Source organism: Mucilaginibacter sp. P2_A5, assembly GCF_056404995.1.
The window spans coordinates 194865-221500 of sequence record NZ_JBFUCY010000005.1 but is presented as its reverse complement, the minus strand read 5'-3'; the positions used below and the strand labels follow the sequence as shown (position 1 = coordinate 221500).

The window sequence follows — 26636 nt, the reverse complement described above, 5'->3', positions numbered from 1 at the left end:
ACGGCTGCTTAAAAGATAATTGAATAGGTTAATTTTCCTTTGATGGGGATAATAAGCTCCTGCTTACCACCCGCATCCCTAAGGATAGGTTTGGCCCCAGCCGCATCTTCTACTTTGATATAGTAAGATTTATCATCAACGATATATAATCCGTTACCCGCATCCTCAATATTGCTGCCGGTAGCCAGGTGAGCAAACAAGCCATCAACCGGGTTTTGCAGGGTTATTTCGCGCCGGATGCCGTGGCCGCCTTCAATCACCGTGCTGGCATCATTCACCATCGATCCGTAAATGATGTACCTAAACGTTGGCCTGTCATCTGTATTTAAAATATAGCCTTTAGGACGATAGCCCGTGCCGGCAGTATCAGCGGCCCAGGCGGCCTGCGCGCTGGCAAGTTTTAATATCCCGGGTACCGGTTTGCCTAAATATTTTACCGAACCTGCTACGCGCGATGAGCCATCGCCCCTATCGTGCCACATAGGCGTGGCATCTAAAAAGCCGCCACGCCATATTTGTACTATCATCCCTTTATCCAGGTCGTAAGTGTAATGTACCTGTTCGGCACTGCCCACATTTACGCCATGAGTAACGCGGATATCGCCCGGCAGGTCAGAAAAACTGCGCAAAATAGTATTTGATGTCGCATTAATAAGAATGGGATCAACCGGATCGTTATTACTTACGTTAGCATCAGTCAGCAAGTATTCGCGGATACCGGGACCGGATACAGTTAGCCCTAAAGCCGGTTTAGCCCAATCGGCAGTCTTGGTGTAATACAACTCGAATGCATGATCGCCGGACTGTAGCTGAATTTTGCCGACACCACGGTTGTTTGCCGATTTAATAGCGTCCTGATTATCAATATGTAAAGCCCCTTTGCCGCCCGGTACACTTAAAGTAAAATTATATTCGCCAGGTTCGGTAATCGTTATTGTGCCTGTGTAACGGATCAAAAAATCATTAGTTAGCCTGCCTACATTTGAGGAGAGTATAGTTGAGTTCCCTTCTGCATCCGGCTTTCCCAAAGGTGTAGTTTTAGTCCCTTTAAAAACCGAATATTTAAGGTTCGATAAAACAGGATGAGGCTTATCAAAAGTGGTAATAATGATGTTCCTGAAAGCTACCGCACCATGATCGCCCTGGATGCGCAGCGGACCTGCAGTTGCCTCCTTACTGTCCAATGCGCCGCGGGTTGGCCCGGCAAGCTCTGCATTATCCTGTATCAGTACACCGTTTAGCCAAACATAAATTATTTTGGCGTTGGAGATCTTTTTGCCCTGAGCATCAAAACGTGGGGCCTGGAACGAGATACGCATGTGCTGCCATAAGCCCGGAGCCTTGCTGGCATTTTGCCTTGGCGCATGGCCATCATAGCCTTGCTGCCCCTCGGGCTTACTATCATCCCAGCGCTCATAAATGCCACCGTTATCGCCCGATTGGGGGTTAACTTTTCCCCAGCTATCCAACAGTTGGATTTCATAGCGGCCTTGTAAATAGATTCCGGAGTTTGATCCTTTAGCCATCATATAGTCCAGTTCCAGGTCGATATCGCCATAGGAGGTTTTGGTATATAAGTCTTGCGCGCCTTTTTTTGCGGGCAGGTTAACTAATATGCCTGTTCCGTCTTTGGTAGTTAAAACTTCATCCTGCGCCAAATCGGCTTGCGCGGCGGCAGCCAGTTTCCAGTTTGAGGACGGCTCCCGGAAGGCTAAAAGATCGGTTAGCGGCACTGTGTTTTGTGCCATCAATTGCTGGCAGCCCAGCAGGCAGGCCAGCAACATGGCAAGCTTTTTACTGCCGGATTGTACAGGATGATACTTAATAGAATACATTTTATTTGAATTATAACTTGGTTTATTTAGTAAAGGCAGTTAACCCTTATTGGGTGCAATTTAATAAATTATACAATCGATTGCGGAATTATTTGAATAAGTTGTTTGAGGCGAAATAGTACGTTATTTTTCAAATCCCTCCCTCGGGAGGGGTGTGCTGGATTAGAGCGTAAAGGCAGGGAGGGGTTTATTCGAGCGACCGGCACAAAGGTTATTTGAACGCCTGATTTAACCCCTACCTCCCCTTCCCCAAGGAAGGAATCGCACATCCCCCCGCTCTCTTTTATTCCTTCTTCACTTTAAAATCCTTTGCAGCAAACAATTTCCCCGCTATTTCACCACCCTCTTATTCCCCCTATCATCAAAAACAACCACACTCTTCATCCCATCATCAACCTGTAAAAACCTTGCCGATTGTGAAAGGAAGGAACTGCCATAGTAAAACTCCTGCTTAGTTACCCTGCCACCGTTATACTTAATGATGGCATAAGCATCCCGTTCCTGTACCGCCACTGCTTTAACCTTTATATTTTGTTTAAAAACTTTCAGGCTATCCCTGTTCTGGCTGGCAGCTAAAAGCACGTGGTTATTTTTATCGCGCAACTGCACCAGGGCTTTGCCATTACCGGGAATATAAATACCGCTTTGCAAAATGCTAATCGGTTTAAACCCGCCTTTGCCATCGCCTTTCAACATTAAACCATTCAGGGCGTCGTAGCGCCCTGCGGATGCGTCGGAACCATAATCGTTGCCGTTCATAACCACATCCAGGTTGCCATCGCCATCAAAATCGCCGGTTTGCATGCCGTTGAGTACAGATACCTGGGCTTCAATTGGTAAAGGGATCAGGGTAAATTTGCCGTTGCCATCGTTACGCAGGTAACATGATTTTAACAGGTTGGCTTTAAGTCTTAAAGCGCCGTTCAACTGTTCGGGCGTGAGCATATCCTGCAGGGTGGCGGTGGCGAATGATTTGTAGTTGGTATATTTCTTTTTAAGACTGATCATCTGCTTCAGCTGATCTTCGCGCCCATGCAATGGGAACTCTTTTTTCTCGCCATTAACGTCGGGAAAGAAAACAGTTGGAATGGTACTATAGCCACTGCCGTCAAAATTTTTGGCGGTGATATATATGGGGTACTGGTCGCTGGCTTGTAGCAGGCTGTTTTGGCCAAGGTTGCCCACAATGTAATCAGTGCGACCGGTATGCCTGAAATCACCGCCTGTTATGGTATTCCACATGCCTGGTTTGTCGCTAATACCCGATTTTGAGGTGATGTTTACAAACTTACCATGATCATTTTTAAGGAAAGTAATGGGCATCCACTCGCCGGCCATGATCAGGTCGGGCCAGCCGTCGTTATCAAAATCGGTAAATAAGGCATCACAAATGAGGCCCGCATTTTTTAATGACGGGGCAACCTGGGCGGTAACATCGGTAAATTTGATGTGGCCATCGTGGCTATCGTTCCTTAAAATAATGCTCGATACCGGCTGCGGGTATTTCCATGGCTCAACCCTGCCCGATATAAACAGGTCAGGCTTGCCATCTTTATTATAATCGCAGGCGCGTACACACAGCTTACTGGTAAAATTTGTTGGCAGGGCATCGGTAGCCAAAGTAAAATTGCCTTTGCCATCGTTTAAGTATAGCCTGTCCTGGTATTCGGGGCTGTTGGCAGCGGTTTCGTACCCACCACTTGCAGCATACAAATCCAACTTGCCATCGCCATTGGCATCAAAAAGCAGCAGGCCGCCATCTTTGTATTTGCCGGTGCTTTGTGCGGGGTTATTTTTAACCAGATCGCGCTGTATAAATTTTCCATTAGCTTGCTGCAAAAACACCTGTGCCGGGAAGTTTGAATTGCCGCCGATAACTACGTCATCCAACCCGTTGTTATCTACATCGCCAACTGCCAGGGCCGGGCAATATTCTGATAGTTTGTGGGGTAACAGTTTTTGAATATTAAAATCAACAAAATTGGCATCCTTGCTTACATAACCTATTCCTAAAGAATCTGTAACTTCTTTAAACAGTGATTTGGTGTAAACCTTAGGTAAGGTGGATGAATAACTATCCCTGGCATCAGCAATGTTTACATTTATTTTTTGATCGGCTTTAACATTCCGTAACACCTGTTTTTTGCATCCGGGCCATTTAATCACAACAGAATCTACTTTGCCAACGTTACCCAAACCAAAATGGGCTATTGCTTGTACTGATGATAAATATCCGCGGTATGGGTCATGCTCATAAACCTGGTGCTTGCCTTTGTCATAAAAAATTTCGGCCAGAGCACCAAGGGCGTTAATATTCATTTTATCGCCTTTGAAGCTTATTTGCAGGTAATGTGAGCTGTCTGATTTTGTTTTATCATCCCGCGATGTGTTGCGGTATACCGATGCTTCATCGTTGATATTGTTCACCACCATATCCATAGTGCCATCATTATCCAGATCGACATAAACTGCACCGTTTGAAAACGATGGTGTGTTCAGCCCCCAGTTTTTGCTTACATCATGGAAAGTAAGATCACCATTGTTTTGAAAAGCATAATTGGGGATCTTGATCTGGGGAATTTGCTCCAGCACTTTTTTCTTCGGCACAGCCGCAAAAGCCTGCTGCCGGTAAGTCATAAAATCGCGGTCGGATACATCTTTAGGGAAGCCGTTGGTAACGATGAGATCGCGGAAACCATCGTTATTAAAATCGGTTACCAAGGGTGTCCAGCTCCAGTCGGTTTGCGATATGCCGCTCATGAAACCTACTTCACTGAACGCCGGGCTGCCCACTACCCCATTCTGGCCCAAACGTGGCCCCTGGTTTACCTGTAAGGTATTGCGCACATATTGATACTGCGTTTTAAACATATCAAAAAGCTGGAACATTTGATAGCTGTTTGCGCCCAGTATCATTTTTTTACGATAATTATCTTCAGGGTTCATGTCCAGTTCTATCACATCGGCAAGGCCGTCATTATTAATATCCACAATATCCTGCCCCATGGCGTTGTAGGATGTATGCTTAAAATATTCTTTCGACCTATCGGTGAACGTACCGTTATGGTTATTGATATACAGGATATTGCTGGATACAAAATCATCAGATACATAAATATCTTTCCAGCCGTCGCCATTAATATCAACCGTGGTAGCCGCGTGGCCAAAACCTTCTAAATAGATGCCGGCCTGCTCAGATACGTTATGAAATACGGCATGGTGCAGTTTATCGTCCCAATCATTGCGATATAGCTGGCCGGTACTGCTGCTGCTGGTACGGGTGGCTTTGCCAAAAACGTTTGGATAATAAGCAGATGACGCGGTATTAACAGTGAGATACATATCCAGGTCGCCATCATTATCGTAATCAAAAAAGCTGGCCATGGTCGATTGCTTTGTCAGCTCCAGGCCATAGGCTTTGGCTTCATCTTTAAAATGAGGGATGCCATCCTTATCAAGCCCCTGGTTAATGTATAAAATATTTTTACGGCGCAACGAATCGGGGTAGATGGTATTACATACATAAATATCCAACAGGCCATCATTATTGACATCAACAACGGCAACGCCGCGGCCCCAGCGGCCCATACCGCTTACGCCGGCCACATCGGTAATATCTTCGAATTTAAAATCGCCTTTATTCAGATAAAGCCGGTTGGATACCAGGTTGCCGGTAAAATACAGGTCCTGTAGGCCATCGTTATTAAAATCGCCTACGCCTACGCCGCCACCGTTATAAATATTGGTGAGGTCGATAGGGTTTATGCTATCCGTTTCAACAATTTGATTATTGAAATGTATACCCGAATGCGACGAAGAAATTTGCTGAAACAACGTATGCTTTTTACAGGAAAACAGGCATAGCGACAATAAAAGCAGCACCGGAAAATGGATCTTATTCATAAAAAAATTTAGCTGATTTTTAATAGGATGCTTTGAATTGATTAGTAATAAATGCCAGTACCTTTTTTACCTCCTGCGGATATATGGCTATATGATGGGTGTGCACAAAAAACCTTACAGGCGGGGTTTTATCGGCTGTTTGCACAGATATTACATTGGTAGTTAATTCGGGCATGTGGCAGCTGATGCATTTGCTTTCGAGCACACCGGTGCTCAACTTATCTGTCATTTTGCAATAAACATGATTGGGCTTGTTGTGGCAGCTGAGGCATTTTTGGGTATATAAAATATCATTGCCGCGCGTATTCTGGTGCGTATCATGGCAGGTTGCGCAATCCATCGTACTGTTCATGTAGCACTTGCTGCTTTGTAATAGCTGCAACTGCTTGCCATGCACATCTAAATGGCTGGTATCCAACGTACGCTGAAATTCGGGAAGTTTAAATTTGGCAAAGGTATCGCCGGGCATAAAGCCAAAGGTTGATTTCAGTAAAGCAGTATGGATACCCGAGTGACATACCCCGCACATATCCATCCTTTGCTCCCTGCTTAAGTTTGCATAGCGGGCGATAAACTTTGATGTTTTAACACCCGGATTACTGGTTTGAAAATCGACATGCTGTGCGCCGGGGCCATGGCAGCGTTCGCAATCAATGCCATATACCATAGTACTTTTATCAAATTGCTCATCGCGACTTAGTTGATTGTCTTGCGGCAGTTCATCAACATATGAAACATGGCACTCCAGGCAGCGCTTACCTATCGACCTGAAATTGACAAAATTAAATTGATACCCAGGGCTTGTTGACCATTGGTTTTGCCGGTTATAATAGGATAATGGCAATTGATAAAGCCTGTTGTTTTTCCAGTATAAATAACTCTCGCCTTTAACCCCTCCAAAAACAATATCAAAACGGTTACTTTGCTTAATCTTACCATCCCGGTAATAGGTTTGATATAAGCCGCTATCCCGTTTTTCCATCACTATTTTTTGATTTTGGCTGATGTTAAATACATTAAAACCGGGAGCAAAGCTCCCATGTACTGTATTTTCTGTTGCCGGGCTTGATGCTATATAGTGGGCGGTATGCAGGTACGAATCATAAAGTTTGCTATGGCATTTGGCGCAACTTTTTGACCCGGCATATAACGGCCCGCGGGGATCGGCATAGGCATTATTACTCCTAAACTGGAAGTAGATAACTACCAGTAGGGCAAGCAAAATACCTGTTACTATTAATGTTTTTTTCATAACTGCAAGCCGCCAGCCCCCTCTAAATCTCCCCCGGTAGGGGAGACTTTTAACCAGTTTCCCCGGTTAGTTACCGTGTATACACTCTTTCAAAACCAGGTCATTAATTAAAGATGTCATTTCGAACGAACCAGCGCGGGTTTGAGCGCAGGTGTGAGGAGAAATCTTATACGCCCAGCATCACGACAAACATCTCGGAATGCTGGGCGTATAAGATTTTTCGCTACGCTCAAGAGATAGTTTCTCTTTCGCCCTCCCACTCACGGCCCAACCTGCTCTATCGAAATGACATTTTTTAATTAATAAATAGGATAACGTTTGAATTTAAAAAGGCCTTCTCCCGAAGGAGAAAGCCAAAGCAACGTAACCAATTATATAACTAAACTCATTTCGTTCATTATAACCCTTATTAATAACCCGGGTTTTGTTTCAGGTTGGGGTTAAGCCCTATAGCCGTTTGCGGTATAGGCAATATATCGTGGTTTGCAGGTAACGATGTGCGCCAAACTCCATGCAGTTTTCCATCGGCAGTTGGGCCGTAAGGATAAGGCTGCGGGGTTACTGTAGCATCGGTACCATAGTTTTTTTGAATAAAAGCAGCAGCTACACCCGGACCTGCCCTACGCAATAAGTAAAATAAGGAATACTCGCCGGTCAATTCGTGCCTGTACTCACTTAATACCATCTGCAACGGGTCGGTAATAGGCGTAGTTGCTTTACCATCATAAGTAAGCCCATCCTGCATAACGGCAGGGGCCGAGCCACCAAAAGCCCTGTCTCTAACCAATTTCAAGTCGGCCATGGCGCCGGGAATATCGCCGGTACGTACTTTACATTCAGCCCTCGATAATAAAACTTCGGCATAGCGCATCAGGATCTGGTTTTGTGAACCAAATATGGTTGATGAACCATTGGCACCGGTAAGGTTTGGATCGCGCCATTTTTTTGCACAATAGAAGCCAGAACGGGTAAGGTCGTCGCCAAACCATGGCTGCCTTAAGGCACCGCAGGTATTAATGATGTTACCATCATCGCCAACAAATGAGCCATATTTTTGAGCCGAGTTATCTTTTGTTCCGTTTTTGAAACCGTCAATAACTACCTGGTAGCCTTTTATACCACCCCATTTGGCAATAATTCCTGGGCTGATGTTTTGATCGCCGGGGCCAATGATGGTTGCATTTTTACGTAAATCGCCTGTTTGGTATGAGTACTCTAAGCCGGGGTTACCATAATCATAACCAAAACCGCTTAACTCATGTGGCCAGCTAAAGTCATCTATCCATGCTACTTCGCCACCATTTTGCCAGCCGCCATCCCAGCTTTGTGAACCCTGGATATCAAACTGAATTTCAAATAACGATTCGTCGTTATTTTGATTGCTAAATTCATGTACATCAATAAATTTTGGCAATAAATGGTAATTGCTGGTCAACTCGGTATTGTTAAATGCAGTAAGTGCTTCGGCATATTTACCTAACCACATTTGCGCCGAGCCTTCGTAAGCATAGGCTGCACCTTTGGTAGCCCTGCCTTTTTCTGTAGCCGGCAATACGGTTTTTGATTGCAGCAAGGTCTCGGCCTGTTTCATATCGGCAACTACTTGTGCAAACACCTCGGCCTGTGTGTTTCTCGGGGCCAAACCGTCAGGGTTAGATTTTGATTCAATTGGCACACCGCCAAAGCTACCAGCAAGGTAATAATAGGTCATGCCTCTTAAAAAATAGGCTTCGCCAAGCAAACGGTTACCTAACGCCTCGGTAACCACGCCTTTTGTTTTGGCCTTAGCAATAATTTCCAATGCAGAGTTTGCCCTGATGACATCAAAATAAGCATTTTGCCAAAAGGTGTACAATGCGCCAAAAGTTGGACTAATGGTATAATTATTCCAGGCGATATCGCCGCCATTATTAAACCAGTCATGTGTGGTAAAATTGGCATAGTACCAAATTGATTTTTTTAACAGATCACTATTCTGGTAACCATCGTAAATACTGTTTACCAGGGCAACTACATCCTGTGATTTTTCAAAAGTGGCATCGGCCGTTGATTGGTATGTATTGGTCTGGGTCAAAAAATTCTTTTTACAGCTGAGCGGGATCAGCATAGCCCCACACAAGGTTGCAATAGTGAAATATTTTTTATTGATTTTCATGTCTTTAATTTTTAAGTCCTTGGTTAGAATACTACGTTTAAGCCCACAGTGTAAAACCTCGATGACGGATAGGTACCGTTATCAATCCCGGTTTGGGTTGGACTACCGCCTTGTGAACCAATTTCGGGATCAAGACCAGTATACTTTGTGATGGTGAACAAATTCTGTGACGATAAGTAAATCCTTACTTTGGTTAAGGTTAGTTTTTTTACCAAATCTGATGGTAAGCTGTAGCCAACAGTAAGGGTCTTTAATTTCAGGAAGCTACCGTTTTCTACCCAAACACTTGATGGTGCAAGGTTACCATAATCTGTATCATCAAAATGTACGGCAGCATATCGATTTGACGGGCGCGTTGCAGTCCAGTAATTATTGTAATATTGCTTGCTTACGTTTTCGATACTTACAGAACCTCTTTGAGCAAAGCTCTCTAAGTTACTTTCCTGGTAATTCAGTATCTTGTTACCATAAACTCCGTAGAAATAAGCGTTAAAATCCCAGTTCTTAAAAGATGCACCCAGGTTAAATCCACCAAAAAACTTAGGCTGAGGGCTACCTAAGGCAGTCTGGTCATCGGCTGTTACCTTCCCGCTGCCGTTTACGTCAGCAAACAGCCTATCACCAACTCCGGTAGTAGCTTTGTAGTAAAAGTCGTTACCCTTAGCTTTCGCGGCATTATTTAATGCATCAAGTTGCGCCTGTGTTTGTATAATACCAATGGCCTTATATCCATAGTATTCGCCAACGGGTTGTCCGATATACGTACGGGTAAAGTCGCCCCAACCCTCGCCTGTTAAAGATAAACTTCCCAAATTACCAATATATGGGGTTATAAAATTTAAACTGTTCAATTTATTTTTGATAAATGACAGCTGTAAGCCTAAATCAAAGTGCAAATCATTATTAACGGCATGGTTATAATTTACAGCAAACTCCCAGCCCTTATTTATTATCGAACCAGTGTTACCCGGCAAGGTTATAAAACCTGTTTGCGGAGAAACCAAACGATTTAATAAGAAATCCTTTGATTTTCTGTTGAAGTAATCTATAGTAAGCGTTAAATCGCCATGTAAAAATGAAATGTCGGTACCTATATCGGTTTCATAGTCAGTTTCCCAACGAATATTATCGTTTTGTGGCTGAGAAGAGGCTATCCCCGCCTGATAAGTACCATTGCTGCCGCCAACTTTACCAAAGGCATAGCCAAGATTACCGCTGGTGCCCGCTGCAGAACCTGCTGTATATAACGATTGATAAGTAAAGTCACCTACACCAGACTGGTTACCCAATTCACCGTAACTACCCCTAAATTTAAGACCCGACAACCAATCAACATTGGCCAGGAAAGATTCTTTTTTGGCGTTCCAGTTTAAAGCACCTGAATAAAAGGTACCATACTGGTGGCCAGGCGCAAATTGGGATGAGCCATCCCTTCTGACGGTAGCCGTTAAGTAATATTTAGTCGCATAGTTGTATGATAACCTTGCAAATTGTGATGCATATGAACGTTTGATCTCGCCGTTACCGTATGTATCAAGTTTAAGATTGGTTCCCTGGTTCAAATCTTTAATAACATTGTTTGGCGGAATCACGCTCCCCCCCATACTTTCATAATCACGCTCCTGCACAGATACACCCCCTACAAAATTGATGGTGTGCGAGCCAAAAGTTTTATCGTAAGAAAGGTAATTTTCCCATAACCAGTCAAAAGTACTGTTGATGTGCTTAGAAAACAGGGCGTTTCCGGATGCACCTGCGGCAGCGCCGTACTGATCAATTTTACGATTATCAGAGGGCTGAAAAAATGAGCCATTATAGCCTGTATAAGTAATACCAGCATTAGTTTTGAACTTAAGCCCATCAAAAATGGAGGCTTCCAGTTGTGAATTTACCTTGAAAAAATTATTTATGTTTTTAAATTCATTATGGTCAAGATCGTAAATCGGGTTATTGTTTTTTGCAACATATGTATAAATAGGGTTAAAGAAACCATAATTACCTTTCCCGTCCTTTATCTGGCTGGTTAATTTATTACCGCCATCTAAGGTTGGTGGCAATTGATTAATGCTGCCTAAGTTCCCTGTTCCATAAGGGGTGTTGTAATTTTGGTAAGAGTAGTTGGCTGTTGTTGTCGACTTAAGCCATTTCACAGGCTGATAATCTACTTTAGCGCCAAGGGTGATTCTCTTAAAATATGAAGCGTAAACTATCCCTTTTTGGTTATAATAGCCTATGGCAATTTTTGACTGAACTTTTTCATTACCGCCGCGGATAGAAAGGTCATAATTTTGGGTTAAACCCGAGCGGTAAATCGCGTTCTGCCAGTCGGCATTGGTTAATGACGATGGATTTGACCAATTGGCTAATGTAGTAAAATGTTTATTGGGGTCATTAGCAGCTACTGTATTGGCCAATGTGGCAAACTCTTGCGCGTTTAATAAGCTATACTGTTTAGGTTTACTTTGAAAAGCGTTATAAGCATTAATTTCGACTACAGCGTTACCATCCTTTTTGCCGCTTTTAGTAGTAATCATAACAACCCCGTTGGCAGCCCTCACACCATAAATAGCCGTTGCCGAAGCATCCTTCAATATTTCCATCGATGCGATGTCACTTGGATTAATGTTATTAATACCACCTGCATTCAATGGGTATCCGTCAATTACGTACAACGGTGAATTACCACCAGAAGCCGGACTACCTGTACCCCGGATTATTACCGAGACATTACCACCTGGCGAAGCGTCATTATTGGTAACCTGTACGCCTGCGGCCCTACCTTGTAATGCCTGATCTAACGATGTTACAGGTACTTTTTCGATGGTGGCGGCGCTAACCGAACTGATGGCACCCGTGACGTCACTGCGTTTGGCAGTACCGTACCCTATCACTACTACTTCATTTAAAGCTTTGTTCTCGGGAGTTAGTTTTATATTTAAGGTGGCATTGCCGCCAACTGTCATTTCCTGGCTTACATAGCCAATAAAACTAAATATCAGTGTAGCATTACTTCCCGCGGTAATTGAATAAGCACCTTCTGTATTGGTACTTGTTACCGTTGTGCCACCTTTCACTCTTACGGTAACACCTGGTATTGGTAGCCCGTCATCGGAGCCGGTGACTTTACCGGTAATTTTACTTTGGGCATACCCAGACATACTTACCAGCACAAGTGCTAAGTTGATCCAGATTAAAGCCACAAATTTTTTGATGTGTAGTTTTCCTCTCATACATTAATTATTAGATTTTGAAAATTGGTTTGCGATAGAAGCGGTTCAGCTTTTTCTGTCGGAAAAAAATTACTGAACCTTGATACCAAAACTATGCAACAAGCACAATCGATTGTACTACTTATGTTAAAATTGATACAACAAATGTTACACACATTTAATTAGCTGATTATCAATAATATAATAAGAATATTGAATATTAATGGTCAAAAAAATATCATAACTTATAAGCCGATACAACTTTTGATACAGGCATTAAAGGAGTCTTAAGTCGGAAGTCAGGGGTAGGAAGCCCAGGGTTTGAGGATCTGACAAATGTTGATTTTCCGGAAGGAGCTCTCTAGTAAATATCTTAAGTAGGGAGTAGTGAAAGGAGGTTCCAAGCTGAAATAAAGAAACAATAAAAATCGGTTAAAGCCGCCAACCTTCCGACTCAAGACTTCCAACTTAAGACTTATAGACGATTCAGCGCCGAAGGCTTTATTTTCAAAATATTGCCTTGCTTATCAAAGTTCAGGCTATCTAAACAAAGCTCGCGCAATACATATTCTTTATTTTGGGGATGGATGCGGTGATATAAAATATAATATTGCCCGTTTTGTTTAAAAACACTATGATGCCCGGGGCCAACCGTTGTGCTATCGGCGGTGGTGGCCAGGATAGGATCATGCTCACCTTCTGTCCACGGGCCAAAGGGCGTTTTACTTACCGAATAGCGAATTTGGTAAGTGGCATCAATGGCTTTACCATGCGAATACATCAGGTAGTATAAACCGCCACGTTTAACCATATGAGGGGCTTCAAAGTAGTTGGGCGGTGTAATGTCTTTTGGTTCGCCATCAAAAGTAATCATATCCTTTTTAAGCTTTACGGCCATACAGTGTCCGTTTACCCAGTTCAAGCCAGATCCCCAGTATAAATAGGCCTGCCCATCCTGGTCAATAAAACAATCCGCGTCGATATTATGAACGCCCGGATATTGATTACCAGCAACTAAGGGTGTGTTATCGGCTTTCGCGTTTTTCCAGGGGCCAAGCGGGTGTTTACTCACCCCCACCCATAATTCGCTGCCCACGGCTACATACATATAATACCTGCCGTTGGCTGCCTTGCGGATAGACGGCGCCCACACCATCGAGCCATTGGACGTTGGGCTGGTACAGGCTTGTTTTGTTGGCCAGTTGATATGCACTGTTTTAAAGGTCACAAAATCTTTGGTTACCAATACGCCCAATTCTTTACCACCCCAGGGATCAATGGTAGCATAAATATAAAAAAGCCCTTTATCTTTTATGATGGCAGGGTCGGCGTAATAACCTTTAACAATTGGATTATTTACGGCTTTTGTTTGCGCACTGCCCATCAGCCAAAAGCTAAAAAATAACGGTACCAGAAACAGGGTTTTAAATATCCTCATGATGCGCAAATTAACAATTTTATCAGTTATTGGCATGAAATTGTGATGCAACTATGCCAAAACATCCTCGTGCTCCTTATTCTTCAATTCGGCAATATATTCAGACGGGAGCATACCAAATTCTTCCTTAAACACTTTTGCAAAATAAGCGGCATTATTAAAGCCCACTTCATAAGCCACATTGGCAATGCTTAACTTGCTTTTCTCCAGCAACTGCACTGCCCGTTGCAAACGGATGGTACGGATGCAATCCACCGGGGTTTTGCCGGTAAGGCTTAATAATTTGCGGTAAAGGGATACCCTGCTTAACGCCAGGTGCCGGGCCAGTTCTTCTACCGAGAAATTAGATTTGGTAATATTTTGCTCGATAAAGCCGAGCGCGTTTTTCAGAAATTTCTCGTCTTCAGACACCACCGACACATCCTGCGATTGAATTTCGACCTGTTTTTGATAGGTTTCCTTAAAGGTTTGCTGCATCAGCAATAAATTGTTGATTTTAGATAGCAGGATCCCAAAATTAAATGGCTTAACAATATAGTCGTTGGCCCCGCATTCCAGCCCCACCAGCTGATCGTCTTCGCCGGCCATGGCGGTCAGCAATATAACAGGAATATGTGATGTGCGGCTATCTCCTTTTAGTTTTCGGGATAGTTCAAAACCATTCATTTCGGGCATGGTTACATCGCTCACTATTAATTTGGGGTGCAGGGCAAGCGCCTTTTGCCAGCCTTCCTTACCATTTATGGCTTCGACGACATGAAAATGACTATTAAGATTTTCTTTCAGGTAAAAACGCATATCATCATCGTCCTCAATTAATAAAACCGTTGGCTTTTTGTTTGAACCCTGTATGCCATCGGTATTTTTCAAAGTCGGTATAACATTGTTTTCCTGTATTGCCGGTGCAAGCGTCAATTTCTCGGTTTTACCCTCGAATGGTATACTTACAATAAAGCAACTCCCATAGTCAGGCTCGCTTTCCAGCCTTATAGTTCCTCCATGTATCTTTATAAACTCTTTTGTGATTGATAACCCAATTCCGCTGCCCTGGTTTAACAGGCTTTCGGGAATATCATCCTGGAAAAACCGTTCAAAAATCATCTGCTGATTTTCCTTCGTAATACCGATGCCCGTATCAATTACCCTGATTTCGAGCATTCTTTTATCCGGTGGCAAATTATCAATTACGGGGGTGTTTAATATTACACTAATGCTGCCGCCTGCCGGTGTAAACTTAAAAGCGTTTGATAGCAGGTTAAACAAAATCCTTTCTATTTTATCCTGATCAAATTTAGTTACAAACGAATGCAGCTCACTTTCAAACAGGTACTGAATTTTCTTTTGATGGGCCACATCGGTAAACGACGAGGAAACCTCCTTAATAAATTGAATAATATCTCCCTTGTTCAAAGAAAGCTTCAATTCATTATGCTCCATTTTTCTGAAATCGATCAATTGGTTAACCAGGTTAAGCAAACGCTTGCTGTTACGTTTGATCATGGTGAGATGATGCTGCTGATCGGGATTATCAGATACCTTGATGAGGTCGTCAATTGGCGACAGGATCAATGACAATGGCGTACGGAATTCATGGCTGATGTTTACAAAGAATTTGATCTTCATTAAATCAAGCTGGTGCATACGCTGCGCTTCTTCGCGCTCATTGGCCAGTTTTCGCTCAGCCTCTATTTCTGCCTGCTTAAATTCAAATTGGCGCTCCAGCTTCATTATACCCCGGCGCCTGATGTAAAATAGCAGCCCAAGCCCAAGCAGTAAATAGGCAAAATAAGCTACGGGGGTTTTCCAAAAAGGCGGCTGCACCGTAATTTTAAGTGATATCTCTTTACCTCGGTTTAATTCCCTTACTTTAAAAGTATAGTCACCGCCGTCAAGGTTGGTGTAGGTAGCGCTGTGGCTGTTTGCGGGGAAGGTTATCCAGCCCTTATCAAAGCCTTCAAGCGTATATTGGTAGGTTATTTTATTGGGATAAAAATACTCGTTGGCGGCAAACTCTATATCGAATACATTTTCGTTATGGTTTAGGGTTATCAGCCCGGTTTCGGATACAGCCTTATCCAATACAACTCGTCCTTTTACCGAATCGCCGGCGGCTACACTTTTATTAAATAGCCTAAAATCGGTAAATACCAGTTTAGGATTGGGCTTAAGGGTATTTATTACCGCCGGATCAAATAAATTAAAGCCATGCGCCCCGCCAAATGCCATTTGCCCGTTCCTTAATTTTGTAGCGGCATATAAATTAAAATCCCGCCCCTGCAAGCCATCGGCTTCGTTATAATTATCAACCTGGAATTTAAATTGGCCGCCGGCCTGCGTTAAGCTAATGTTTGCAAGCCCGTTGGTGGTACTTACCCACATCCGGCCCTGGCTATCTTCTAAAATATTCGAAACGTTAATTACCGGCCAGCCTATTCCCTTGTCTACGTTTAAAAACTTATTGGTTTGGGTGTTAAGTATGCTTAAACCGCTTTTGGTACCAATCCACATTAATCCACGGCTATCCTGGGTTATTACATTTACATCGCTGCCTGCAAGGCTGTTTGGGTTGTTAGGCTGATAGTAGTAATGCCGTACCTTATTTGTTTTATTATCTATTACATCAACGCCTTTATCGCGTCCTATCCAAATGTTTTGGTGTTTGTCTTTATAAAAAAATGCGGTATAGTCAGATACCATTTTGTACTCAGGATGACGGAAAGTATTGCTTTTCCTGTCAAGTACGTTCAGCCCGCCGGCAAAAGTCCCTACCCATAAATTAAATGAGGCATCCTCTATCATGGTGTAAACCCGGTCGTCGGTAATGGTGGTTTTATCCTTATCATTATGGCGGTAATGAATAAATTTTTGGCCATCAAAGCAATCCAGGCCCCCAAAATAGGTACCTATCCAAAGTTTATTTTCGTGGTCGACGTATAAGCTTATTATAATATCAATTGATAAACTGTTGGGGTTTGCCGCATTATGTTTATACTGGGTATACTTTTTAGTTTGAAGGTTAAATTTAATAAGCCCGCCGCCGTTTGTGCCTATCCATAGGTTACCTTCTTTATCTTCGGCAAAGGCATTAATATCCTCATAGGGCAGGCTGCTATTATCTGTAAGTAAATGCCTGTAAACAGGAAACTGGATAATGACGCTATGATAATAACTTACGCCCTGTTTAAAGGTGCCCGCCCAAACAATGCCGGCGTCATCTTTATATAACAAAACACTGTTCCCGCTGATAGATTGAGGGTCGTCCTCTTTATTTACCAGGTAGGTTACTTTATGGGTTACCGGGTCAAGTACATTGATGCCGCCGTGGTCTGTACCTATCCACATTTTGTTATCATCGGTTTGTATAACCGTGTTAACGATATTGGAGTTGAGCCTGCCATCGGGCGTATCTTTACTAAAGTGTAAAAGGGAATAGTTTTGGGTATTGAAGCAATACGTGCCAAAAGGCCCTGCTGCCGAATAAATCCACAGGTTATTTTTGTTATCAACAGTAAGCGTATATGATTCGGGCTTATACAAATTGGCTTTTGCAAGGCCAACAACATGCTTTATAATTTTATTTTGCCGGGTATCTAACAATTCCATTATACCATCGCTATAAATAAGCCAAACAGCGTTATTTTTTGTAGCTGCCACATCCATTATAGCATCCGAATGCAAAATGGTTTTTGAAAAGGACGATGTGCAATAAAACGAGGTAGCACCATCGGCAGGGTTATACCTGTACATGCCTTTATTTTTGGTAATAAACCAAAAGCCGCCGTCTTTATCCCTTCTTATCAATGTTACATCGCTCGTTATAATTTTATAACGCCGAAGTTCATCGGCAACACTGATGGCAAAATTTTCTGTTGTGGGGTTATAAATGCTGATATCGCTGTGGGTAAATACCCATAGTTTTTTATCGGGACCTTCGCTAATGCGCGAAACAAAACTTTCGCTCAGCGAATTGGGGTTATTGGCCTCGTGCTTAAAAACTTTAAACTTAAACCCATCATACCTGCTTAGCCCCGAATTTGTGCCAAACCACATGAAGCCCTTTTTATCTTTAAAAATACAATTAACGTGATTATCAGATAAGCCATTGGTAATATCTAAATGCGAAAATTTGTACAGATGATTTTGGGCCGATAGCCATTGATGGGCACAAACAAAAAATACAAATGCAATATAACCTTTAATGCTCATTATTAAATAATTACCAACAATCGATTGTGGGGATTAAAATCCGGTTTACAGGATTTTTAAAATTACATAAATATGCGCTATATTAAACATCAATATATTTTAATTATTAAAAAAACGGTTACCTATCCGGATACCTTTGCACCAAGCGTGTAAGCCTTTCTGAACTCTTTAGGAACGCAGAGCTTATTACGTTTAAATACCCTGTTGAAGTTTGAAATATTATTGAAGCCACACTGGTAAGCAATTTCGGCAATGGAATGGGTGGTGTTAATGAGCATACGGGATGCGTTACCCAGCCTGATATCGTTAAGGCTTTCGATAAATGATTTGCCCGTGCTTTTTTTCAGAAACCGGCAAAATGAGGCCTCGGGCATGTTGGCCACGGTGGCTACTTCGGCAAGGGTTAAGCGCTTGTCGAAATTGTTTTTCATATAATCAAAAACCTTATCAACACGCCCGTTTGTATACCGAAATTTTTCGTCGGAAAAGACAGGGTCAGATAGCATCCGCATGTTTTTGGATGTAGATAGGGTATGCAGTATGGCAAGCAGCTCCAATACCGAGTTAAAGCCATCTTTATTACTAAGGTTTAATATACGCCGGGTGATATCGCGGGTAGTTTCATAGGAGAAAACCACGCCACGCCGGGCATTTTCAAACATGCTTTTGATAAAAAACAACTGGTTCCGTTGTAAAAACTTTTCGTCAAACAAATCTATATGAAACTGAATGGTAACCTCATTTATCGCCTTGCTGGTACATTGGCCGGTTAGCCAGCCGTGGTATACGTTGGGGCCGATAAACACCAGCTCGATATCGTCAACAACTTCAATGCTGTCGCCGATAATGCGTTTGGCGCCTTTGGCATTTATAACCAGGCTTAACTCGTACTCGTTATGGTAATGTAAAGGAAAATCAAATTTATCCTTCACCCTCGAAAATATGGCAAAACAATCACCCGGATTCAGGGACGTTGTTTCACGCATCACGTTAGGAACCGACTTTTGATACATTTGAATAATTGACAACCCGGAATTACGGTTATAAGCGTAAAACTATGCGATTGCCATTTTTTAAAATGCCACAAATGTTACAGTTTACTATAGTAAATGTTAAGTGGTATTTTTATAATACATTCAGCCGAAAAGCCCCTTTTTTATGTTGCTTTGCCGGCTATTTCTGTAATGGCTTTTACCAGTTTGTCAAGGTCGGCAATGGTGGTGTATACGTGCGGGGTTATGCGCACGCAGCTTACGTTTTCAAACACGATAGATACCTGGTGAATTTTATATTGGTTAAACAAAGCGGCATCCAGTTGCGCGGGCGTCATCCCATCAATAGATATGCCGCAGATGGCGCAGGAGTATTCGGTTTTTAACGAGGTATGCAGCTTTACTTTGGGCAGGTGCTGTACTTTGGCAGCCCAGTAATTTTTAAGGTAACGGATGCGGTCTTCCTTACGCTTGCTGCCAATAGCCAGCTGAAAGTTGATGGCCTCGCCTATTCCTTGCTCAATCGGGAAACTGCGGGTACCCAGGTTTTCAAACTTACGAATATCGGGTCCCTGCGGGTTATCATCGCACAAAAGGGGCATAACCTTACTTATCTTTTCTTTTTTAATCCACATCATGCCGCTGCCTATGGGCGCCGACAGGAATTTATGCAGGCTGGTACCAAAGTAATCGCAATTTAAATCGGGAATCTTGAAGTCAAGTAGCCCGAAGGAATGGGCCCCGTCTACAATAACCTCTATACCCCGGGCGTGCGCCATATCGCAAATTTTGTGCACGGGCATAATCTGGCCTACGTAGTTTACTATATGCGTAACGTGTATCAGTTTTGTTTTGGAAGTGATGGCATCCTGGTAGGCTTTTACAATCTGTTCGTCGTTCTCAATAGGGAACTCAAAAGTAAGTTGTTTGTATACTATGCCTTCGCGCAGGGCACGCTGGCGATAAGCCTGTACCATGTGCGGGTAATCTAACCGGGCCCCTATCACCTCGTCGCCGCTTTTGAGGGGCAAGCCGAAGATGATGGTATTGAGCGCTTCGGTAGCATTACGGTTTACGGCAATTTCATCGGGCAGGGTACCGGCCAGCAAGGCAAGCTTTTCGCGCAGGGGCTCGCGGCCCTGGTCAAGGATGCGCCACATAAAGTACGATGGGCCTTCGTTGGTAAGCTGGTTGTAGCGCTCTACAGCTTGCTGCACTACAATTGGCGACGGCGAAACACCGCCGTTGTTCAGGTTGATGATATTGGCGCTTACCGAGTACGACCGCTGGATAACGCCCCAAAAGTCCTCGTCCTGTGCCACCTCTTGCGGCGTTAAACGGCTCACCCTGTTTAATGCTGATGTCCAATCGGCGGCATGGGCCTGGCTAAACAGGCTCGTAGCCGAAAAAGCGCCGGTAAGTACGGCCGCCTGCTTAATAAAACTGCGTCGGTTATTGGTCATGAACGAATTTAGCGTATTTGATGCACACAAACAAGCAATCGATACCTGTTTTTTAGTTATTTCTACTGTGGAGATTGCTGATTAGAAGCGATTTGATGAGAGATATAAATCAGGCAATCCGTAAAATGCCTGATGGCAATTTGTCTGAATCAGAATTTACAGAATTGTTGAATTTGCAGAATCAAACAAACATTTCACCATTCATTTCTACCCCTGATAATAGAATCCTGAAAGCTTTTATATTCATTATCTGACAAGTGAAGGGTTCCAGCAAATTTTTCCGACAACTTGATTTTAGCATGACTCCTTTTTTCGAGAACCCGAACCATATTTTGCGATTCCATATCTTCAATGAGCTTATGGGCTTTAGCATCAAGTATCTGAATTAAAACCGTTTCCATCTTAAAAAATTTACCAGCTGATATAAATGATGTTACACCACCGCCTTTGCAACAAACATTGCTTTATAATATTTCCAATACCCCACGCCTAAAAGCAGGTTGGGGGCTACCAGGAAAACGCCCATCAGCCAACCTGACGGCACCAGGAAGGTGTGAAACAACAACACATTCAAACTGATAGGGAATAGCACCACCGCCGAAAAGGGCGCGTAACGGTTAGTGAGCAGCGACAGGCCGCCCGTTATCTGTATCACTTTTTGAATAGGATAAAAGTATCCCGTACCCTTTAACCCGGCGATGAAGGCACCCGCAGCACCGGTATGTAATGGCTGGTAAGGTATAAAATGCAGGAAATAATCGAGGCCAAACACCAGGTATAAAAAGCCAAGCAGCAGACGGGATATGAGGACGGTGGTTTTCATTGAAATTGTTTAAAATCGTTATCGGAGCTATAAACTCCATCTACTCTGAACGGGGACTAACACCCTTTGCTACTAATCATGCCAAATACATTTGTCATTGCGAGCGATAGCGTGGCAATCTCTTCGCGTGCATAGCGGATTTGCACAGTTCGCGATTGCTTCGTACCTCGCAATGACATAATTTTATCTTGCCATCTCCTTCGGAATTCAGGAAAATTTCATCACTTGCAAAGCTACTTTAGCAATGCATTACAATATTGAATAAAATTCCGTCAGCTTCATAGCATTACATCAAAAAACTATCATTCACCCGCCGCCGGCACCAGCTTTGCCTTCAAATCCGGGTCTTTCATGTCCTTATCCAGTGGGAACATGGGGCGCTGGATGCGGTGGTACGGCAAGCGTTCGATGTTCTGATCAACCCCACCGGGGGTTATGGCCAGCAGCCAGTCGGCGCGCATGGCGTATAACTCGGGTTCAAGGTAGCCTATTTTTACTACTACAATACTGGCGGTTCGCGGGTTTAGGCCCAGGCGGGTAAAGTCAATTTCTTTGTGATAGGGTTTGCGCTTTTGGGTGATGATCACGTGTACGCTGCCCACTTTTATCACGGCTTCCACTTCGGCATCCTTATCGCCGTATTGGATAGATTCTACCGTGCCCGATAGCCTTACGGGTGGTGCAAAACGGGCATCAACGGCTGCGCCGGCCAAACCATCCACATGGCCGCCTACGCCCGCGGCAATGGCGCTTTTTATCAATTGCGGCGCAGGGATGGATGCATACAGCAACAATGGACCTGCATCGGTTTTAAACTCCGGCCGGGCCAATATCTGTGTCAGTGTCCAGGTGGCATCACCTGCCCCGCCAGCCGTCGGGTTATCGCCCGAATCGCTGATGTAAAATGGATGTTTGGGGCTGGCTACGGCCTTATCGAGGCATTCTGTTAAAGTACCTGTAGGCGCTACAAATTCAAAGGCTTTGCGGGCATCCCAAAAGTTTTGGGCCAGCTTTTCGGCGGTGGCTGTTACTACGGCTTTATCGTCGCCGGTTACCATAACTACAGCATGGTTGCGCGGCTCATCGGCCCAGGCGTAACCAATCCAGATGGCGGCATCAATAACGCCCGGCTGCACCGAAGCCGGGGCTACAGCCTTGTAAATGCTTTTACCGGGCTCAATCCGGGTGCTTGTTTTTTCGCCGGGCAGTAAAATCGGGACAGAGATATAGGCCTTGAACGCCGGTTTTCCTTTGCCTGTTTCAATCCGGCTAAGGAGGTTTGCAACAGCCCGTTGTTTGGTTTGCATGGCATCTTCATGCGGGGCCATGCGGTAGCAGGTAATCAGGTCGGTATTTTGGGCCAGCCGCCAGGAAACGTTGCCGTGCAGGTCCATAGATGTGGAGATAAGTGTTTTTGTGCCCACTACTTTCCTGATCCTGGTTATCAGGTCCCCCTCCGGGTCGTCTAAACCCACTACGCTCATAGCGCCATGGATATCAAAATACAACCCATCATAAGGCAGGTGTTTTTTAAGCGAATCCAGAGTTTTACCAACCAGCGATTCATAAGCAGCCCTGGTGACCGCCCCGCCGGGCAAACTTTTGCCCACCAAAGCCGGGAACCAGGCCGCGCTCTTACGCAAAGGCGAATCGGCAGCCATAAACGGGTACGAACTAAAAACCTCGGCTCCATACTTAGCGTGAAAAGCGGCTTCATCCGTTAGCGCCGGTGAAAACGTGCTCGACTCGATGCCGAGGCCGCAAATGGCTATCCTTGGCAGGGGTTTCACAGTAGACCTGTTATCGGATGGCCTACTACCATGTTTTTGTTTATCGGGCAAGGTGGCCGCCAAACAAAAAGTAAGGCTAAATAATAGTATCGCCGGTATTGAATGTTTAAACATAGCTATCGGGTAAATTGGGTTTCATTCTATTAATACCTCCAGCTCTTCAAATCGGCCCCTTTAGGCGCCCTGATTTTTACCTCTGCGGCCCATTTTTTGATGAACATTTGGTGGTAGCGCAGGCGGCTGATGTAGTTGGGTTGGGTATGGTCGCCGTTCCAGCAGTGTTCGGCGCGGTCGCCGTAGTCAACTTCGCAGTTGCAGTTGGGGTTATTGAGTTTTTTGAGCATATCCTCGGCGTTGTAAACGGCATTATTGAGGTAATAACTGTCCATGTCGCCTACATAAATATGAATTTTGCCTTTCAGGCTGTTGCCTATTTTGGGCCAATCGCGTTTAATAATATGCGTAAGATCAAAGTGCTCGCGCCAGTAAGCTGCAACCGTGGTGTCAATTGCACCGGTATTTTTATCATAAATGCGTTTAGGATAGCCATCCTTGTCCATGGGCGAAAATACCGCTTCCCAGATATCAAACTGACCGCCACTGCGGCTTCGGGTGCCTATCGCAAGTTCGCTTTGGTTAACCTCTTTCATGGTCGATCCTACGTGGCCCAGGTAGTCACGTTCTTCAGGGCGGGGCGTCTGTTTGAAATCTGACGACAGGAAGTAGGCGTTTTTATCGCCATAAAGATTGATGGTCATGTAGTGGTGAAAATCTACCGGGTCGGGGCAGGCGGCGTAGCAGCCGTTGTATTCGTTAGGATAAAAAACCTGCGCGGCCAGTACTTCCCAGCCACCCGTCGAGCCGCCATACATAAACCTTGCCCAGCCTTTACCTATCCCCCTGAACTGCTTTTCAATCTCGGGAATCAATTCGTAAGTTATCGCATCGCCGTACGGACCAAGATTGGCCGAGTTTACGGCATATGAATCGTCATAATACGGGTTGGCATGCTGAATCTCGATGGCCAATACCCGCGGGAAGGCAGGGCCTGTCCATTGTTTATAAAAATCATAGGCTTCTTGCTGCACTATCCTGTTGTAGCCCGTGATATGGAAGCGCGCCGAAGTATCGGGTTTCAAATTCGGGTCGGGCGGCGTGGTGCTGAAACCTTCCAGGTCGGCAGGGAAATGCCCATGGAAAATGGCCAGCGGATATTTCACATTAGGGTGCTCATCAAAACCGGCGGGCAGCAAAATATTTGCGCCAAGATACATCGGCCTGCCCCAGAATTCGGTAAGCAGTTTGCTTTGAATTTTGATGTGTTTGATGTATTTGGTATCCTTAGGCGCTTCTATAGGCGGGATAACCTTGCTGATATTAAGCGTTAACTCGTTAGCAACAGCCGGATCGAAATGGATTTTGATTGGGGCCGAATAAATGTTACCCGGCGCGATGTTCCAGTGCTGGCCTTCGCCCCTATCCATCGGCAGTTTTACGGTTTGCCCGGTTTTAAGATGAAAGGTTTCGTATTTATGTAACAGCACCTGCACATAATAATCACCGGCAGGCACATCCTTCAAACGCTCCAGCGGGTAACCATAGGCCTGCACATCTATTAGTTGGCTGGTGCCCGGCTGCCAGCCGTTTATATCCATCCCAAAAACCAGCTGCGATCCGGCACCGTCACTCACCTGGAAACGAGGCTCGGCTTTGTTGTTTTTGGAGAGGAGCAATAACAGCCTGCCATCCAATTCCTTGCTTTCGCCAAGAGAAGGATCAATGTTTACCCTGAAGGTTTGGGCGTTTACAAAAAACGGCGAGATAAAGAGTATGAATAAGATCAGCTTTTTCATGTAAGGGATGTTTGGGATTAAATATAGGGAAAATGATGAGTTTGAAAAAAAGCGATCTAAAGGTAATCCGCAGAGGGCAATCAAAATCCCTCCGAGAAAATTACCATGTGTACACAAATTATACTTTTAGCTTACCCCGTAGGGGTTACCTGTTTGTAGAAAAATACACATAAAATTAGTTTGCCTCGTTAGAGGCTACCCAACACCGTTAAAGTATATGGCGTTCGTTGGGGGTAGCACCTACGGCGCACAATCTGTTTTTTTGATAACTGCTACAAACAGGTAGCACCTACGGTGCATAGTTGTGTAGCTCTCGAGAGAGGCGCACCGAATTTAGCAAAGACAGGCGTGTATTACCCAGAGTTCACCTTCGCCCTCATCCCCCCTCTCAAGGGGAATCCCGCTTTCCCCTGCTTTTTGCCACATTTTTCCCAACAAAAAAACCGGCAGCCATTACAGCTACCGGCCTGCATTTAACCAATATAACCTATTTTAACCTAATTAATTATCTACTTTGTACATCGTCAACTCGCACAGGTGGAAGTAATTGGTACTGCCCCAGGTTTCGGTTACTTTCATCCTGATGTAGCGGTAAGGCGGCAAATTTGCCGGGAAAGTAAATGGCTCGCCCGCGCGTTCAAACGCAAGATCGGCATCGGTGTTTTGGCCAACGGGCTGGCCCGATGGTTTAACCGATGTAAAGCTGGCCAGTTTTACCCAATTGCTGAAATCGCCGTTTGAGCTTGGGTTGTTGCTGCCATAAATCTCGAAGCGTTTTGGGTTACCATAATTATACAGGCCCGATTCGCGCTGCCACATCTTCATGCTGAATAACGATGCCGACTGCCCCATATCAAATGTAAACCATTGCGGAAAGGCCTGCCCCGGCGTGTGAAAGCCCGGCTCGCCGGTGTTTTTATCCCATAGGTAGTAAGTTTCCCAGCCGTAAGCTGATGGAATATCTGTTGGCAGATTGTACGATTTAAACAGCGATTTATCGCATTCAACAACGTGAATTATCTTTACAAAACCGGCATCAGTACCTGAACTAAATACGTCTGCCGACCCAGGCTCCGGCTGGTAATACGACCGGTACTTTATATCCGTACCTACCTTATAATCTGGCAGAGTGATGGAGCCTACCTTAGGCGCAAGCTTTGCTTCGGCGTTTGCACCTGCCTTGTTGATATATTTAATGGTAGTATAAACGTTGCCGGTATCTGAACTGTTAAAATTAAGTTTAAGCTGATCATCAGCCGTAAATTCATAAGGGCTTGTAGTACTGTAAGCCCGGTTTGATAACCCGCTTGTATATACACTGCCGTATACCCTTACATTGTTTAACTCCTGCCCTACAGATTTGTTGCCATCGTTGTCATAAGCTACTATTTTAAAGCTGTAAACGTACTCTTTAAGGTTAGGAATAGATACTTTGATAGAATCGCCCGGCGAATGGGTGGTAGCCTCAACCACCATCGAGTCGGCACCATTGTTCCAGGTAACGGTGTAGCTTTTTATACTCGGATCGGGGCTTGGGTGCCATACCAGCACCGCCCTTAAATTGCCCGCATGGTAAGTTACGCCCGTGGCCAGGCCGGGGTAAGTAACCTCGTGGTTATCTAAAAATGCTTTATAATCTGTATTATATTTTTTGCAGCCCAATATAGCGCAGCACATCATACACAGCATAACAGCAATATTTAATTTCGTTTTCATT

14 protein-coding genes are annotated in these 26636 nt (G+C 44.3%); all 14 read right to left on the bottom strand.

Annotated elements, in window-relative coordinates; translation table 11 throughout:
• Window positions 1–8 precede the first annotated feature (8 nt).
• Window positions 9–1835, bottom strand: coding sequence for a 3-keto-disaccharide hydrolase (locus AC1DXF_RS06270; RefSeq protein WP_477447231.1), 1827 nt, complete (start codon window positions 1833–1835; stop codon window positions 9–11).
• A 330-nt stretch (window positions 1836–2165) separates the two neighbouring features.
• Window positions 2166–5738 carry a VCBS repeat-containing protein gene (locus AC1DXF_RS06265; protein WP_477447229.1) on the bottom strand — a complete coding sequence of 1191 codons (3573 nt, stop codon included), beginning with the start codon at window positions 5736–5738 and terminating at the stop codon, window positions 2166–2168.
• 19 nt (window positions 5739–5757) lie between these two features.
• Window positions 5758–6990, bottom strand: a complete 1233-nt coding sequence (locus AC1DXF_RS06260) for a multiheme c-type cytochrome (protein WP_477447227.1) — start codon at window positions 6988–6990, stop codon at window positions 5758–5760.
• A gap of 409 nt (window positions 6991–7399) precedes the next feature.
• Complete coding sequence (locus AC1DXF_RS06255; protein ID WP_477447225.1) at window positions 7400–9145, bottom strand: RagB/SusD family nutrient uptake outer membrane protein; 1746 nt, start codon at window positions 9143–9145, stop codon at window positions 7400–7402.
• 23 nt (window positions 9146–9168) lie between these two features.
• Window positions 9169–12375 carry a SusC/RagA family TonB-linked outer membrane protein gene (locus AC1DXF_RS06250; RefSeq protein WP_477447223.1) on the bottom strand — a complete coding sequence of 1069 codons (3207 nt, stop codon included), beginning with the start codon at window positions 12373–12375 and terminating at the stop codon, window positions 9169–9171.
• Between the two features lie 454 nt (window positions 12376–12829).
• Window positions 12830–13792: a family 43 glycosylhydrolase gene (locus AC1DXF_RS06245; RefSeq protein ID WP_477447221.1), complete on the bottom strand. Its 963-nt coding sequence runs from the start codon at window positions 13790–13792 to the stop codon at window positions 12830–12832.
• A 51-nt stretch (window positions 13793–13843) separates the two neighbouring features.
• On the bottom strand, window positions 13844–17998 hold the full coding sequence (locus tag AC1DXF_RS06240; RefSeq protein WP_477447219.1) for a hybrid sensor histidine kinase/response regulator transcription factor: 4155 nt from the start codon (window positions 17996–17998) through the stop codon (window positions 13844–13846).
• A gap of 122 nt (window positions 17999–18120) precedes the next feature.
• Window positions 18121–19011, bottom strand: a complete 891-nt coding sequence (locus AC1DXF_RS06235; protein WP_477447217.1) for an AraC family transcriptional regulator — start codon at window positions 19009–19011, stop codon at window positions 18121–18123.
• Window positions 19012–19154: 143 nt separating this feature from the next.
• Window positions 19155–20453, bottom strand: a complete 1299-nt coding sequence (locus AC1DXF_RS06230) for an aminotransferase class V-fold PLP-dependent enzyme (protein WP_477447215.1) — start codon at window positions 20451–20453, stop codon at window positions 19155–19157.
• Window positions 20454–20647: 194 nt separating this feature from the next.
• Complete coding sequence (locus AC1DXF_RS06225) at window positions 20648–20854, bottom strand: hypothetical protein (protein ID WP_477447213.1); 207 nt, start codon at window positions 20852–20854, stop codon at window positions 20648–20650.
• Window positions 20855–20886: 32 nt separating this feature from the next.
• Entirely contained in the window at window positions 20887–21276 is a 390-nt protein-coding gene (locus tag AC1DXF_RS06220; protein ID WP_147058702.1) for an acyltransferase, read from the bottom strand.
• A gap of 302 nt (window positions 21277–21578) precedes the next feature.
• Window positions 21579–23180, bottom strand: a complete 1602-nt coding sequence (locus AC1DXF_RS06215; protein WP_477447211.1) for a M81 family metallopeptidase — start codon at window positions 23178–23180, stop codon at window positions 21579–21581.
• Between the two features lie 29 nt (window positions 23181–23209).
• On the bottom strand, window positions 23210–24919 hold the full coding sequence (locus AC1DXF_RS06210; protein WP_477447209.1) for an alpha/beta hydrolase: 1710 nt from the start codon (window positions 24917–24919) through the stop codon (window positions 23210–23212).
• A 501-nt stretch (window positions 24920–25420) separates the two neighbouring features.
• A complete protein-coding gene (locus AC1DXF_RS06205; RefSeq protein WP_477447207.1) occupies window positions 25421–26635 on the bottom strand; it encodes a DUF4998 domain-containing protein in 1215 nt (404 codons plus the stop codon).
• Between the last annotated feature and the right edge of the window lies 1 nt (window position 26636).

Coding starts and splice junctions, on each gene's coding strand:
- AC1DXF_RS06225 (WP_477447213.1), bottom strand. CDS start 20,854: ATGGAAACGGTTTTAATTCAGATACTTGATGCTAAAGCCCATAAGCTC.
- AC1DXF_RS06230 (WP_477447215.1), bottom strand. CDS start 20,453: ATGACCAATAACCGACGCAGTTTTATTAAGCAGGCGGCCGTACTTACC.
- AC1DXF_RS06235 (WP_477447217.1), bottom strand. CDS start 19,011: ATGTATCAAAAGTCGGTTCCTAACGTGATGCGTGAAACAACGTCCCTG.
- AC1DXF_RS06265 (WP_477447229.1), bottom strand. CDS start 5,738: ATGAATAAGATCCATTTTCCGGTGCTGCTTTTATTGTCGCTATGCCTG.
- AC1DXF_RS06255 (WP_477447225.1), bottom strand. CDS start 9,145: ATGAAAATCAATAAAAAATATTTCACTATTGCAACCTTGTGTGGGGCT.
- AC1DXF_RS06205 (WP_477447207.1), bottom strand. CDS start 26,635: ATGAAAACGAAATTAAATATTGCTGTTATGCTGTGTATGATGTGCTGC.
- AC1DXF_RS06250 (WP_477447223.1), bottom strand. CDS start 12,375: ATGAGAGGAAAACTACACATCAAAAAATTTGTGGCTTTAATCTGGATC.
- AC1DXF_RS06210 (WP_477447209.1), bottom strand. CDS start 24,919: ATGAAAAAGCTGATCTTATTCATACTCTTTATCTCGCCGTTTTTTGTA.
- AC1DXF_RS06240 (WP_477447219.1), bottom strand. CDS start 17,998: ATGAGCATTAAAGGTTATATTGCATTTGTATTTTTTGTTTGTGCCCAT.
- AC1DXF_RS06215 (WP_477447211.1), bottom strand. CDS start 23,180: ATGTTTAAACATTCAATACCGGCGATACTATTATTTAGCCTTACTTTT.
- AC1DXF_RS06245 (WP_477447221.1), bottom strand. CDS start 13,792: ATGAGGATATTTAAAACCCTGTTTCTGGTACCGTTATTTTTTAGCTTT.
- AC1DXF_RS06270 (WP_477447231.1), bottom strand. CDS start 1,835: ATGTATTCTATTAAGTATCATCCTGTACAATCCGGCAGTAAAAAGCTT.
- AC1DXF_RS06260 (WP_477447227.1), bottom strand. CDS start 6,990: ATGAAAAAAACATTAATAGTAACAGGTATTTTGCTTGCCCTACTGGTA.
- AC1DXF_RS06220 (WP_147058702.1), bottom strand. CDS start 21,276: ATGAAAACCACCGTCCTCATATCCCGTCTGCTGCTTGGCTTTTTATAC.